13 protein-coding genes are annotated in these 14,033 nt (G+C 39.1%); 4 read left to right on the plus strand and 9 right to left on the minus strand.

The window, feature by feature from the left end; all coding sequences use genetic code 11:
* Positions 1 to 160: 160 nt before the first annotated feature.
* Complete coding sequence (locus ASE55_RS05425) at positions 161 to 1,099, plus strand: T9SS type A sorting domain-containing protein (RefSeq protein ID WP_056216399.1); 939 nt, start codon at positions 161 to 163, stop codon at positions 1,097 to 1,099.
* Positions 1,100 to 1,253: 154 nt separating this feature from the next.
* On the plus strand, positions 1,254 to 2,135 hold the full coding sequence (locus tag ASE55_RS05430; protein WP_056216401.1) for a lamin tail domain-containing protein: 882 nt from the start codon (positions 1,254 to 1,256) through the stop codon (positions 2,133 to 2,135).
* A gap of 8 nt (positions 2,136 to 2,143) precedes the next feature.
* Here ASE55_RS05430 and ASE55_RS05435 read toward each other — a convergent pair whose 3' ends face one another.
* The 8 genes from ASE55_RS05435 to ASE55_RS05470 all read right to left on the minus strand — a co-directional run bounded on the left by ASE55_RS05435 (position 2,144) and on the right by ASE55_RS05470 (position 11,494).
* Positions 2,144 to 4,933, minus strand: a complete 2,790-nt coding sequence (locus tag ASE55_RS05435; RefSeq protein WP_128414503.1) for an aminopeptidase — start codon at positions 4,931 to 4,933, stop codon at positions 2,144 to 2,146.
* A gap of 81 nt (positions 4,934 to 5,014) precedes the next feature.
* On the minus strand, positions 5,015 to 6,394 hold the full coding sequence (gene pyrF, locus ASE55_RS05440) for an orotidine-5'-phosphate decarboxylase (protein WP_056216403.1): 1,380 nt from the start codon (positions 6,392 to 6,394) through the stop codon (positions 5,015 to 5,017).
* 174 nt (positions 6,395 to 6,568) lie between these two features.
* A complete protein-coding gene (locus ASE55_RS05445; protein ID WP_056216406.1) occupies positions 6,569 to 6,916 on the minus strand; it encodes a YkvA family protein in 348 nt (115 codons plus the stop codon).
* A gap of 84 nt (positions 6,917 to 7,000) precedes the next feature.
* A complete protein-coding gene (locus ASE55_RS05450; protein ID WP_056216407.1) occupies positions 7,001 to 7,540 on the minus strand; it encodes a TlpA family protein disulfide reductase in 540 nt (179 codons plus the stop codon).
* A 17-nt stretch (positions 7,541 to 7,557) separates the two neighbouring features.
* The gene (locus ASE55_RS05455; RefSeq protein WP_056216410.1) at positions 7,558 to 8,121 is read right to left on the minus strand and encodes a thioredoxin family protein; all 564 of its coding nucleotides are present in this window, start codon (positions 8,119 to 8,121) and stop codon (positions 7,558 to 7,560) included.
* A gap of 17 nt (positions 8,122 to 8,138) precedes the next feature.
* Complete coding sequence (gene aroC, locus ASE55_RS05460; RefSeq protein ID WP_056216412.1) at positions 8,139 to 9,209, minus strand: chorismate synthase; 1,071 nt, start codon at positions 9,207 to 9,209, stop codon at positions 8,139 to 8,141.
* Positions 9,210 to 9,259: 50 nt separating this feature from the next.
* On the minus strand, positions 9,260 to 10,894 hold the full coding sequence (locus ASE55_RS05465) for an LIC_10190 family membrane protein (protein WP_056216413.1): 1,635 nt from the start codon (positions 10,892 to 10,894) through the stop codon (positions 9,260 to 9,262).
* Between the two features lie 57 nt (positions 10,895 to 10,951).
* Positions 10,952 to 11,494, minus strand: coding sequence for a YMGG-like glycine zipper-containing protein (locus tag ASE55_RS05470; RefSeq protein ID WP_056216416.1), 543 nt, complete (start codon positions 11,492 to 11,494; stop codon positions 10,952 to 10,954).
* Between the two features lie 277 nt (positions 11,495 to 11,771).
* Here ASE55_RS05470 and ASE55_RS05475 point away from each other — a divergent pair, with 277 nt between their 5' ends.
* Both ASE55_RS05475 and ASE55_RS20045 read left to right on the plus strand, forming a co-directional pair.
* The gene (locus ASE55_RS05475; protein WP_056216418.1) at positions 11,772 to 12,215 is read left to right on the plus strand and encodes a hypothetical protein; all 444 of its coding nucleotides are present in this window, start codon (positions 11,772 to 11,774) and stop codon (positions 12,213 to 12,215) included.
* A 202-nt stretch (positions 12,216 to 12,417) separates the two neighbouring features.
* Positions 12,418 to 12,831, plus strand: a complete 414-nt coding sequence (locus tag ASE55_RS20045; protein ID WP_056216419.1) for a hypothetical protein — start codon at positions 12,418 to 12,420, stop codon at positions 12,829 to 12,831.
* Positions 12,832 to 12,926: 95 nt separating this feature from the next.
* Here ASE55_RS20045 and ASE55_RS05485 read toward each other — a convergent pair whose 3' ends face one another.
* Positions 12,927 to 13,760: a glycosyltransferase family 2 protein gene (locus ASE55_RS05485; protein WP_056216421.1), complete on the minus strand. Its 834-nt coding sequence runs from the start codon at positions 13,758 to 13,760 to the stop codon at positions 12,927 to 12,929.
* Between the last annotated feature and the right edge of the window lie 273 nt (positions 13,761 to 14,033).

The following is a 14,033-nucleotide window of genomic DNA, read 5'->3' on the forward strand; positions in this document are numbered from 1 at the left end:
ATTTCGCAAGCCTCTTAAAATAATCCGTAAAAATAACTAAAAATACTTAACGGAAAGGGTTTTAGTATTATTAACAAAAAATTAATCTCTTTATTGTCTTGTATTGAAAAAATGACTTAATTTTGCCCTACAAATTATTAATAATTAAAATTTTTACATTATGAAGAAGATTTATTCTTTTATTGCTACCGTTGGTGTAGTAGCAAGTTTTATGGCTCAGACTACTGTTGTATCTGAAGGTTTTAACTATAATGGAGCATTAACCTCAAACGGATGGTCATCTCATAGCGGAACTGCAGGACAGCTTACTGCTAACGGTTCTGTGGCTAATCTAGTGGCAGGTAATTCAGAAGATGCTAATTTAGCTTTCTCTTTACCTTATACTATTACTGCCGGAGCAATTAATAAAGTTGATTATTCAGCAACTATTAACGTAGCAAGTGCTACAGGTCTTAGTACTGCAGGAGAGTATTTTATGATGCTTTCTTCAACGGCAGGCTCGTCTGTAACCTTTTTCTATGCAAGGTTATATATTAAAGGAACCAGTACAGGTTATACATTGGGTGTGTTGAATAATAGTGGAAATCCTGTTACTCCAACTTATGGAGCAGAAATTCCTTATGGTACTGCTGCCAACATCACTGTTACTTATACAATTGATAATGCTGCTTCCACTAATGTTGCAACATTACAAATTAATTCTCAGCAATTATTATCTAACTCTACAGGTACGGGAGCAGCTCCTACTGCATTATCTTCTGTAGCTATAAGACAAGCTGGAAGTGCTTCTTCAGGTACAGGAAATATCAGTGTTGATAATGTAGTGGTAAGAACATATTCTACAGGATCTTTAGCAGTTACCGATTTATCAAAAGCAAAAGGAACTTTTGTTAAAAACACTTTCGTTAAAACCAACGAAATTACTTTCGGAGCAGAGGCTAAAGATGTAAAAGTGTATAACATGACAGGACAGATTGTAAAAACAGCTTCCGTAAGAGAAAACGAATCACTTAACGTTGCTGAATTACAAAAAGGGAACTACATCGTAACCGGTGTAGTAAACAACAAACCTGTTTCTCAGAAAATTTTGAAAGACTAATTTAAGTTTTCAAATATCATACATAACAGCCATTTCTTTGAAGTGGCTGTTTTTATTTGCCTGAAAGTTAGGTGGTTTTAAATTATACGCTTTAGGTATTTTGCCAACGTGGTATCGTTTTTGTAATTTTTAATGAATACAAATACAAACCATTATGAAAAAAATATTTACTCTTATAGGTATCCTTTCAATAGCAGCAGTGGCTCATGCACAGATTGTCATCAGTGAAATCTACGGTGGTGGCGGTGATGCCGGATCTACCTTAATAAATGATTATGTCATTCTGAAAAACACCGGTTCTGAAACGGTTTCTTTACGCGGTGCGACTTTGCAGTATGCTGATGCATATGGAAATTTCAACCCATATCATATGCTGCCGGATATTACGTTGTCTTCAGGGCAAAGTTATCTCATTCAGGAAGGATCGGGTGGAGGAGGAACAACTAACCTTCCGGCTCCTGATTTTATAGCAGGTAACATTTTATATTTTAACGGTTTACAAAATCAGACAACTTCTGCAGGACTGAATCTTAATATGGCTTCAGGAAAAGTGGTACTGGCCGGAAATACACTGCAGGTTAATAATGCTGATGATGCTAACGTAATAGATTTTGTCACCTACGGAACATCTGTTCAGTTTGCAGGAACAACAGCCGGCCTTTCTCCCACAGCAGCTACGGCATTCAAAAGGGTACTTGATAATACAGCCGGAACCAATACCAATGTTGGTGATTTTATCATAGCCCCTGTAAATCCCGTTAATTCCACAGCCGGAACCCAGGCACTTGCTGATGTGGATTTCAACTATTCAAAATTTAATTTTGTCGTTAATCCTTTTGTGAAAGATAACAATGAAATCGTTTTTGGCGGTGAAGTACAGAACGTAAAAATATATGATGAGTTCGGGCAGGTGGTCATGCAGTCGCCAACGAAAACTTCATACGGACTTAATCTTACCGAATTGCCGAAAGGGAAATATACCGTAACCGGAATGATCAATAATTCACCGGTTTCACAAAGGATTGTCAGGGACTGAGTTGATTTTTAATACCAGCCTCTTCTGGCTGCGTTAATAATCGAACTCAGATTAAGAATAAGGGTATACCTGATGCGTCTTGCATAATCTTTAAAGCCGGGCTCGAAACCGAGAGAAGACTGTACCGGAAAATAGATTTCAAGGAAGTCCGAGATTACCCTTACTTTTACGCCACTGTCCCAGATAAATTGGGTAGGCCGGTTGCTGTTCTGATACACGCCTGCATCTGCATAAATGTGAAAAATTTTCCAGACACTTGTGTCTACGTTAACGGAAGTGATCCACTTATTTACAGTTCCGGGGATCAATGATTTAAAGCCTCCGTCCGCCAGAACATACTGCTGAGACAAGATACCGCCTGTAGCACTCTGCCCTAAAAGATTATAGGAGAAAGAATAATCTGAAACCCTGGAAATTCCATAGTTGAAGGTATTATTCCGTGTATTGTTTTTGATGAAATACCCTGCAAAAAGCCGTACGCTCAATTTCTGTCTCGGGGCAAATTCCCAACGGTAGAAACCTTCAGCTGTTACTTTGTTGAAATCTTTCATGAGCTGGGTATTTACACTTAAGCTTTTTTCATGGATACTCTGGTTATCAGAATATCCATATCCTAAACTCCACAGATTGTACCGGTCATAATCGTTTCTGAGGATCATTTCGGCATTCAGGTCACGCTCAAAATAATTGTAGGAAATACTGACGCCGCGGCTTACGGTACTCCTCGGGTTTTTCCTGAAACTGATATTGGAATAGATGGAGGCTTTCTTATAGGCCAGGTCATAATCATAATGGAACTGGGAGCCTGAAATGCCGAAGGTCAAGCTTCTGATCATGCTCTCTGCGGGCAGAAAAGAATAGGCTACCGCTCCTGAACCTACCAGTTTCCCTGTTCCGGTACTGTAAGTAGGCGTAACGGAGTACAGGAATTTCTGATCAAAAAGCGACTGGTTCTTAAAGTTGAACCCGATCAGGAATTTGTCATAGGTATTACTGAAACGTATTCTGGGGTTTACATAGATTTCATTGAATTCAGGATTCGGGATGTCTTTGATGAGTTTGAGCTTGATCTTCCTCATGTTCGAAAACAAACCTTTTGCGTACAGGAAATTATCCCTGTAATTGGCTTCCGGAAAGATATAATCATCATTCAGGGTGATCTTATAAACATCCAGGGCAGGAATGGAAACGGTTTTTGTTTTATCCTCACCGGCAGTATCAATCCAGTATTCTTTTTTTACGCCGTCTCTTGTTTCTGTCTGCAATTTCACAGGAATTTCATCCGGTGTATTTTTACTGATTTTAATGTTTAGGGAATCTCCTTCTTTTTTAAATCTTTTAAGCTTGAAATTGACCCTGTTTTTATGTTGTATAAAATCCTGGAGATAGGTATTCCGTTTATCTTTTTCAGCCAGCTCTTTTAAAAAGTCCCTCGGATCAATCTGTTTATCTGTATTTTTAGAAATAAAATCCTGCACCAGGTAATCGAAATTTTCGTAGCCCATTTTATCGGCAGCATAGCTGAATAAAGTCCCGGTTTCAAAATGACTGATTGCCATATCATTGAAGTTGCTCAGGACAGCATATTTCTCATCGATTTTCTGATCTAAGTTCTGAGACATGATATACTGGTAAGCCAGTCCGTAACGCTCGGTAAGTTTTACATTCGAGGCATGAAAAAGCTTTAGGGGCTTTATCCCGAAAATCTGGCTTTCAGGCAGGGCACCCAGCAGTTTGGTATCCGGATAGAATTTTTTTAAATACTGGATTTCAAGGTAAGACTTTAAGCCGTTTTTAAACCAGTGGTTGTCCTGTTTGTCTGTAATGATGCTTTCATCCAGAATTTTCTTGGTGATAATCCCGAAATAATCCAGATCTGCTTTCTCTGCATCCGTAAAGAGTTTAAACCTGAACTTCCAGAAAGAAATATCATTATTCCCGAAAAAATCTTCTTTAGACCTGAACTTTTCAGTAATAAAAAGCATTTCCGGAACGAGACCGGTTTTTTCTTTAATAAATTTTAACTGTAAAGGCAGGTAAAATTCAAGGTTCTGTTTTTCCTCCGGTTTCAGGTTGTACCCGAATTTTATTTCGGTATTCATACCGTCGGTACTGACCTTTATGGAAGGGTATTCATTCTGGGAAATCAGGAATTCCGGATCTGAATCAAGATAGCCCTTAAAGGAATTCATCTGGGTCTGCTGCAGGTTGCTTTCAATAAAATAATTAACCGGAAGGTCAAAATTTACCGTCCAGAACGTATTGAAGTTTACCGATTCCTCAATATCCACATATTTTCTCGGGGAAATATTGTCCGGATCAAAGTGATCCGGAACAATAAAGAAGTATTTTAAGGCCACTTGGGTATCAGAGGTTCCGTAGCCGGTAAATTTCCGGTCCGGAAGCTGGATCTGATAGTGCAGCTGAAGTTTTATTTTTTCTCCGGGTGCCAGCGCTTCTTTTAAAGGGAGCAGGAGGTTTTCATCAGAAATCTCATGAACAGGTATTTCCTGATCAGCATTTTTTACCTGTAAGCTTATTAACTTTCCAAGCTCATGCGGTTCTGCAAAATGGAGATTCGTATTCCGGTCTTCCAGTTTCCTGTAGACCAGCGAAGTCCCTCTTCTGTTGTAGGCAGATACCCAGTTCAGCAGTTTTACCGTCTGTAAATCCTTTCCGGAATGGTTGTGATAGACCAGTTCTTCACTTACATCCAGCATTTTTTTATCTGAAGACAGTCTGGCTTCAATATAAATGCTGTCTTTCTGTGCAGAAACTTCTGCAACACCTACAAACAAAATAAGACAAATGCTAATCTTTTTCAATATTCCTGATAAAGCATCAAATATAACTTATTTTTGAGAGATTTAATCCGGCATTTAGTTTTGAATTGATTTTTTTTCTAAAGAATTCAGATATGCTTTCCAGCCTTCATTTTTGTACGTAACTGCAGCTTCAGCCGGGTTTTCAGATTTATAGATTCCTCTTCCCACGATGATAAAATCTGTATGGAGCATCTTAAAAACATGTTCAGGGGTATTGTATTGCTGCCCTTTTCCGTCACCTGAATCTGCTAAATTCACTCCGGGAGTAAACAAAAGCATTTCTTCAGGAAGCGGGTTCTGGGAAACGCCTCCGATTACATTAGGATGGGATGAAGCCACTTTCAATGCTTCTTCACGGTAGCTGGAAGTGGTTAATGCTCCTTTTGAAGACATCCCGATAATGGCTACCACGCCTACATTCCTGAAGCAGTCCAAAGATTCAAAACCTCCGATCACCTGGGAAGTCACGAAATCTGCCCAGTCCGTAATGTTGAAAATTCCGCTTGTAAACTGAAGTTCCTGGGTATTTCCGATGTCTGCGAACTTGCGGTCTTCCATCAGAAGGAAATTGTGTTTTGCAGACAGGGCTTTTAACGGCGTAATGGTTTTTTCGTAATCAAAATCAGAGATGATATCAATATGGGTTTTCAGGGCAATAACATGAGGTCCTACTTTTTCAGCTAAATCCAGCAGTTCCTGGGTAGTGGTTACATCTGCGGAAGCAATCAGGTTGGATTGTTTAGCTAAAGCAATTTCCAGCAGTTTTTTAGAAACGGAATGCTGTGCAGTGTTCAGTTTCTGTTCATAGGAACATCTTGTCTTTTCTTCAAAATTGATATGGTTCCCCTGTAAAAAATCCTGGATTCTCTTTACTTCATCATCAGACAGTTCGCCGGTTTCCTTAAGGATTCCGCAGACTTCCGAAATGTTGAAAAGGGTATGAACGCGGTATCCTTTGCTTTCAAGAAGCTGTTTGCCGCCCTGTTCCCTGTCTAAAACCACTACGATATCGGCTACTTTAAGATCTTCCTGTTCCACTTCGGCAATGGTTTCAATCAGGGATTTCCCTGACGTGATCACATCTTCCACCAATAAGCAGTTCTGCCCCTTCTGGTAGATGCCTTCAATCAGTTTTTTAGTGCCGTAGTTTTTAGCTTCTTTTCTTTTAATAATTAACGGAATATAGCTTTCCAGAGACATGGCTGTAGCCATCGGAAGGGCCGCATAAGGAACCCCGCAGATCAGGTCAAAATTATCCAGAGGAAGCATTTCCAGTAAATAATTAGCCAGGTTTTTCAGGATTTTAGGGTCTGATGCCAAAGGCCTTAGGTCTACGTAAAACGGACTTTCAATGCCGCTTTTCAGGGTAAATCTTCCGAATTTAATAATGCCCAGCTTATAGCATTCCAGGAAAAATTCTTTTTTACTTTCCATTAATTTTTTATTAGATGTTGCAAATTTAAGGATTTGATATGAAGACTGAAAGATTCAGGGGTCAATTGTGGATTTACTTTACAGGTAAATAGTGAAATAAAACAGATATTTCATTAAAAAAGTCAGTTTATGTACTCTCTATCCACAAAAAAACCATCCCGGAGGATGGTTTCACTATTTTACGATTTCAGCGTCGATTACTTTGGCACCGGCTGAACTGTACTTTCTCTCGGTTTCCCACATCAGGAACTTATCCACTTCTTTTACCAGCTTCGGGATGGCCAGAGACAATACGGCAAGGTCATCCATAATTCCTAAAACCGGTAAGGCAAAATCCGGAAGGATATCAATAGGGGAGATGACATACAGCATTCCTAACAGAGGCAGAATGATATCAATGGATCTCATCGGGTATTCCCCTTTTCTCCACATCCTTACCATCCTGAAAATGTCAGGGATCTTTTTGACAAACCCCCTGTGGCTGATCGCTTCTTTCGCCAGATTCAGTTTTGAATACTTCATTTTTGGTGTTTGATTAAATAATTTTCTTTAGAACTGTATATTTCTCAAATTCTGTACCAACTTATTATAATGTTAGTTAAAAGATTATTTAATAATATTATCGATAAACTGATGTACGGATTCTGTATTCCAGTCTCTTGAAGCATCTTCTTTAATAATGATCCTGCCGTTCTTATCCAGCAGATAAGTGGTAGGAAAAACCTTTGGCAGAATTTTTTCGGAGATCGGGCTTTGGGCGATATACACCGGGACATCATAGTTGTTTTCCTTAAGGAATTTTCTCACGGCTGCCTCTTCATCATTCATCGCGATTAAAACAAAATCCACATGGTCTTTCCTTGTCTCATATAATTTCTGGATAGACGGCCACTCTTTTCTGCACGGTGGACACCAGGTTCCCCAGAAATTCAGGAAGACAGCCCGGTTCTTAAAATTTTTAAGATTGGTACTGGGTGTGTTGATTCCCTGAAGTTCAATATCGTAATCTTCATCGCCTACATGAACGGCATTTTCAATGGTGGCAATTGGAAAGAAGGCATCCTGTAATTTTTCTTTCACTCCCGGAACAAAAGCAATCACTCCGATAATGGCAATCAGTACAAGATAAATAATGTTTTTTTTCATTTTACTTTTAATAAAAATTACAGCAGTTCCAGGATTTCCTGAACAGCATCTTTACCTCTGTTTTTGGCATAATACATCTGCAGATCATTATAAAAAAGATCTTTAGGATAATTTTCAGGGTCTGCCTTGTGTTTCATCAGCAGTTCCTTTCCATACTGAGGACGCGGCCCCCAGGAATTTTTCACATTAAAATCGTTATCCAGGATAATCACTTTCGGGATGGATTCTGTTCCGTTGGTTAAAAACTGACTGATCAAGCTTTTGTCACTGTCCCTGAGAAAGATCCTGACTTCGTTCTTACCTTCAAAAAACTTAACCAGGGCCGGAACGGTTGCACTCGCATCGCCGCACCATACCTCGGAAACAATCAGGATTTTCCCGTCAAAACCTTTGGCTTCAAGTTCTTTCAGCTGATCTGCATCCGGAATATATTTCTTTAAGGTCCTGTCAATTCTCTGGAGTCCCAGTTCATAATACTGTTTATAATCGGTTTCCTGCTGTGTTGCAGGATAGGCCAGTCTCTGTTTTCCGGTTTCCACATACGCCTCGAAAGAGATGCTTTTTTCCCAGTAGTTTTTCATTTCTAAAATATTTATATTTAAAAATTATTGATATTTCTAGTTTTGTTGATCAGGAATAAATCTGCCAGCACAAAAGCGGCGAGGCTTTCTACAACCGGCACTGCTCTCGGAAGTACACAGGGATCATGGCGTCCTTTTCCTTCCACAATAACAGGATTTCCATATTTGTCTACGCTTTCCTGAGGCCTCAGAACTGTTGCCACAGGCTTAAAAGCTACCCGGAAATAAATATCCATTCCGTTTGAAATGCCGCCCTGGATTCCTCCTGAAAGATTGGATTTCGTAGTAAAATCTTCATTGAAGAGATCATTATGTTCCTTTCCGGTCATTTTTGCTCCGCAGAAACCGCTTCCGTATTCAAAGCCTTTTGCTGCGTTGATGTTTAGCATCGCTTTGCCCAGTTCTGCCTGAAGTTTTGAGAAAACAGGCTCACCGATTCCTGCAGGTACATTTTTAATCACACAGGTAATGGTTCCGCCGATGGTATTTCCTTCTTTTTTGATCTCTTTGATTCTGGCGATCATTTTTTCAGCAGTTTCCGCATCCGGGCAACGCACTTCATTGCTTTCGGTTTTTGAGAAATCAAGTGCCTGATAAGGTTTTTCGCAGAAAATTTCTCCTACGGAAGATACATAAGCATTGATTTCTATAGCTGATAACAGCTGTTTTGCCAAAGCTCCTGCTACCACCCAGTTGATGGTTTCCCTGGCTGAAGATTTGCCGCCGCCCCGGTAATCCCTTATCCCGAATTTCCGGTCATAGGTAAAATCGGCATGGCTCGGGCGGTATGATTCTGCAATATGGTCGTAATCCCCGGATTTCTGGTTTTCATTTTCTATTATAAAACCAATGGGCGTCCCGGTTGTTTTTCCTTCAAAAATGCCTGAAAGAAATTTTACCGTATCGCTTTCTTTTCTCTGAGTTACAATAGCAGACTGCCCGGGTTTGCGGCGGTCCAGTTCATTCTGGACAGCTTCGAGATCAACGGTAAGGCCTGCCGGGAAATTATTGATAATTCCGCCATATGCCAGGCCGTGGCTTTCTCCGAATGTTGTAAGGCTTAATAAATTGCCTAAGGTATTTAACATGAGGTAAATTTACGGCTTTTTCTTCAGATGTAAAGTATGCCTGATCTGTTCTATCGGTATGAATTTTTAACAGAACGGATTACCTGTTCCGCTTCTCTTTTTTCCTGTGCATTCAGTTTTTTCCAGATAAATCCTTTGCTGAGATCTTCCTTGTTGATCATCTGCGGAAAAATCCCGGCTTTAATATGTTCGAACAGATAGCTTTCTGAAACGGCCGGCAGCCGTGTGTCAAAACTGTAAGGATATTTTCTGGAAACATTGAATTTGAAGTTTCCTATTTTGTATGACTGAAATGAATTGTATTGATAGGTGGAAGGCCTGTACAGCTGTTCTTTTTCAAATTTACCCATAAAGTTACCGAGCTTAAAACTGGGCACATAGGTCTGAAGGATCGTGGGGGCAATGAGGCATGCAATAAAAACCAAACTTAGAACAGAAAATACGGCAATTGATTTTTTCCGGTTAAAATAATCAATGAAAAAGATAAAAAAGATCACGAAAAATACATCAATAAAAAACCGGTACTGGGCAGAAAACAGCAGGACAAAAGCACTTTTAATGAGGATGGAAACCAAAATAAAAGTATAAATCTTTTTCTTTTTTTTAAGTGAATAAACGGTAAATGCTCCGAGGCTTATGATGAAAAAAATGTTGATTTTAGATTTGATCCCATCTAAAAACAGCCAGTTTCTGATATAGTCCCAAAAAGAAAAAGACTGAATTTCCCGATAGGAATACTGCATATCATAAGTCTTCTGAATCGCATATTGGGAAGATGTTTTCAGGACTTCGTCCGCGGGTTGCCAGCTTATTCCCAAATCTCCGATAGCCACCGGAAAAACAGGATACCCGAAAGTATAGACGTTTTTAATAAAAAACAGTAATCCGATTAAAACTCCCGGAATTAATGTTTTTAAACCTGATCTGATAAGAAAAATAGAGTATAGCAGGCTCAGGATGGGAAGCCATATCATGGTAGGCTTTATGGTAAAAACGAAAACCGAAAAAGCAAAGAGAACGGCCGTTTTTTTATTCTGGATTAAAATTTCATTCAAAATGATCAGTGAAAAGATAATTACCGGCAAATCCGGGCTCGGCGACTGGGAGAATAACAGCAGGACCGGAATGAAACACAGGTGAATCCACGTTTTATTTTCTGTGATGTATAAGGCATAAGCAATAAGCAATACTGAATTTATCCTCAGAAGCGGATCTGAAAAATTAGAAAACCCGGACTGGAAAATATGCCATATCGACATCTGCCCCAAAGTAAGGTCTATATTTGAAATTCCTTTGACAAGTCCGAATTCCGTCAGCCATTTTATCGTCGGTACATAATACCCGAAATGGTCTAATATATAGGGATAGAATGAACCGCAAAATGAAATAACTAACACAAGGAATACCAGCAACTGCCAGTCTTTGCCCTTAAATCCATGCAGCTCCTGAAATACTTTGTTCCTGAAAAAAAAGAACAGTCCTGCCAACACAACAGGGATTTCTGCATAGCTATTCAGAGGCATAAAAAAAGCAAGAATTGTCCAGACCATGCTGATTCCCATGATTCCCAAAAAAATATTTCCGGAAGCTCCCTTGATGAATACGCCTGTAAGTTTCTGAAACAGATCACCCCAGCCCATCAGGACCGGGAGAATCAATACGGAAGAAAGCAGAATTAAAACCATAAAAAAGATTGCCTAAAAATAAGCAATCTTTCTATGTTAACGTTAAATTTATATTTTTTATCTCGGCTGTACCCTGCCGTCTTTTCTGTCACCCGCTCTACCGATGGTATATCCTGTAGCACCTCCTACAACACCACCGATTACTGCTCCAAGACCTCTGTTTTTCTTAGAAATAATAGCTCCGGCCGCTGCACCACCTACTGTACCGATGATGGTACCTTTTGCCGCTTTACTCATTCCTTTTTTCTGAGTTGTTGTACCCTGGGAAGAACTGGTTCCGTTATTTGCATACGTCCCGTTATTGCTGCTTGAGCTCGGTCTGTCTCTGTATACGGTACGCGTTTCCCGGATTACCTGCGGTTTTGCATTGGCTGCTGCTGTTCTTGCCTGCTGAACCTGAGTAATGCTGTCTGATTTTTTCTGAGCTTCATAGGCCATTTTCTCTTTTTCTATAGCTAATTTCTGCTTCTCAATTTCAAGCTGCCTCATCTGGAATTCCACTTTCTGCTGTTCCAGGGACTTTTCGGCAATCTGATCATCTTTTTTACAGGCAGTCAGTAAAAAAACTGACAATAGACCTGTCACCACTATACTTTTCATAATTCAAATTTTAATTTAATAAGATGCTAAAAGCATAACTTTGATACCATATTCTTCCAATAATGAAGCCAAATTCAGTTAAGTAATGTTAAATGTCAAAAATACTTGTGTAATTGATATTAAAAATGGGTTTTTAATAAGCTTCAATTCATTGTTATAACTACTGTTATCATAAATAATACAGATTATGTATGGCAAGACGTAACTTTTACTTAATCTATTCTTTTTGTTAGGTTAACATAAATTATTTAACTTCGGAATACCAAATTACATCATTATGAAAAATTCAATTTTTACGGTCCTGCTTGTTGCAGGACTGACGGGTATTCTTACCGGATGTTCATCCAATGAAGATATGCTGAACACTGATACTCCAAACCAGGCCGCAGCAAAAGAAGCTTCAAAATCAAAAACGTATACCATTCGTTATGGGCTTCTATCCCAAAACGGGACAAAAGCACTTTCCGGCAGTTATGACATCGGCAGTTTTGTGGCGACAAATACGGTTACCGGAGAAACTTTTGAGACCTATGCAGGAAGCGGATTGCAATCGCTGCCACAATACAGTGAAGGGATTCCTGCCGGTACTTATACATTTACCGCTATGCAGGGCCAGGGCGGCTGGGTAGGATACGGTTCTGTAACCGGAGTAGTTTCTGATGCGCAGATAGATCAGGACGGCTATGTGACTGTTTATGTTCCTATTGCGTGGGAAGAATAATTTATCCGGTTTAAGGATAACAAAAACAGGTTAATTTATTTTACGAAAGTTTAGCCGGATCTTCCGGATTCACATTTTACAGCCTCTTTTTCAGAGGCTTTTTATTTTAAAAAATTATTTTTGCCTTTTATGATCCGGCTCATATAATTTTTTATTCTAACTCTCTAATTTTGGAAATAATAAGACCATCAAAAATTTTTATATGAAAAAAGTAATGCTATTAATGCTAGGATTAAGCCTTTTTGCTGTAAGCTGTAAAAAACAGGAAACGCAAAATGCAAATGACACAATGAGTGATTCTGCTTCCACAGGCACTATGTCTGGTGATATGTCTGGTACAGGAACGGAAATGGACACTACAGCAAGTGTTCGTGACAGTGCAATGAATCAGGGAACCGGTACTACAGGAACGGGAACCGGAACGACTAATCAGACAAGTCCGAACACCAGCGGATCCACTACCGGAGGAGGTACACAGAATTCTTCAGGAACCGGAACTACGGGAACGGGAACAACTGGTACTACTGGAGGTAATTCAGGTACAGGGACTACAGGTACGGGTAATAATACGACCGGTACAGGTACAACAGGTACAGGAAACAATACCACCAGATAAAAACAAGAACACTTTTTTAGACCCCTATACCCTTTTTAAAAAACTCCTCAGAAATGAGGAGTTTTGCTTTTGTAAAATATGTAATATAAATTAGATTAAATATGAAGGCTGGTCCTTATTTTATTCATCAGCCGGTACGGTATTTTTGTCTGATAGTTCAGCAGGCTGTAAATTTCTTCTGATGTTGTAAAGGTTTCCGGAACCGGTAAATTCTGGATCACCGTGATCTTTCTCCTTTTCATTGCTTCATGGATGACCCTTGCAAAGGATTCTTTAGCACTTTGTTTGGATGTCTGCTGGGAAATCCCGTTGCTGTGGAGTCTGTATTTGTACAGAACCTCATTGATAAATCTGGCGTCGCCGGTTTCCAAAAGCTTAAGGTAAAGATCCTGGTCTACCGCATTTTTAAGAGCGGGGTTAATACCGGATGTCTTAAGATAGGCCTCTCTTTTAAACATAAAAAATGCTGACATCTGGATAGGGGCGTTAAAGAAAAGTTTATGGTTGTGTACCTGTTTTATCTTTGTGAAAACTTCTCTCGGGTTAAGTTTTTCATCACAGAATATCAGTTGTGAATAAACAGCAATAATGTTATTCCTGGATTTTTTAAATTCGTCTGCTGAGCGCTCAAGTGCATAAGGATATAAGGCATCATCCGGATCCAGGAATGCGCAGAGATCTCCTGTAGCAAGATCTATACATTTTCCTTTGGTATATCCGCAGCCTTTGTTTGTGTTGTTCTGATAGAATCTGAAACGGGAATCATCTTTTATGAGCCCGGTAATAATTTCTGTGGAATCGTCTGTTGAGCAGTCATCTACAATAATTACCTCCCAATCTTCATAGCTCTGTGATATAATTGAATCATAACACTCGCTAAAATACTTTCCGTTGTTATAATTTGCAATCAGAATAGATATTTTACTCACCTTTTATTGATTTAATTAGTTAACAAAGTTATGCAAACTAATGAATAAAATTTATGATTCAGATCATTTTGTTTTAAGAATTAATTCCGTATATTATCGAACTATTTCGATGTTATAAAATAACCGTTGGGAGAAGATTTATTCAATTAAATGACTAATAACAAGAGTTTTAAGCTCATGTTAAAAATAAAGTAATAATTTAGCAATAAATACTTTATTAATTGCTACAGAAGTGTTCATCCGCTCATATGCCATGTAACGCTGTTTCTTTTT

This window comes from Chryseobacterium sp. Leaf201, assembly GCF_001421435.1.
Lineage (GTDB): Bacteria > Bacteroidota > Bacteroidia > Flavobacteriales > Weeksellaceae > Chryseobacterium.

Coding starts and splice junctions, on each gene's coding strand:
- ASE55_RS05425 (WP_056216399.1), top strand. CDS start 161: ATGAAGAAGATTTATTCTTTTATTGCTACCGTTGGTGTAGTAGCAAGT.
- ASE55_RS05430 (WP_056216401.1), top strand. CDS start 1,254: ATGAAAAAAATATTTACTCTTATAGGTATCCTTTCAATAGCAGCAGTG.
- pyrF (WP_056216403.1), bottom strand. CDS start 6,394: ATGGAAAGTAAAAAAGAATTTTTCCTGGAATGCTATAAGCTGGGCATT.
- ASE55_RS05445 (WP_056216406.1), bottom strand. CDS start 6,916: ATGAAGTATTCAAAACTGAATCTGGCGAAAGAAGCGATCAGCCACAGG.
- ASE55_RS05450 (WP_056216407.1), bottom strand. CDS start 7,540: ATGAAAAAAAACATTATTTATCTTGTACTGATTGCCATTATCGGAGTG.
- ASE55_RS05455 (WP_056216410.1), bottom strand. CDS start 8,121: ATGAAAAACTACTGGGAAAAAAGCATCTCTTTCGAGGCGTATGTGGAA.
- aroC (WP_056216412.1), bottom strand. CDS start 9,209: ATGTTAAATACCTTAGGCAATTTATTAAGCCTTACAACATTCGGAGAA.
- ASE55_RS05465 (WP_056216413.1), bottom strand. CDS start 10,894: ATGGTTTTAATTCTGCTTTCTTCCGTATTGATTCTCCCGGTCCTGATG.
- ASE55_RS05470 (WP_056216416.1), bottom strand. CDS start 11,494: ATGAAAAGTATAGTGGTGACAGGTCTATTGTCAGTTTTTTTACTGACT.
- ASE55_RS05475 (WP_056216418.1), top strand. CDS start 11,772: ATGAAAAATTCAATTTTTACGGTCCTGCTTGTTGCAGGACTGACGGGT.
- ASE55_RS20045 (WP_056216419.1), top strand. CDS start 12,418: ATGAAAAAAGTAATGCTATTAATGCTAGGATTAAGCCTTTTTGCTGTA.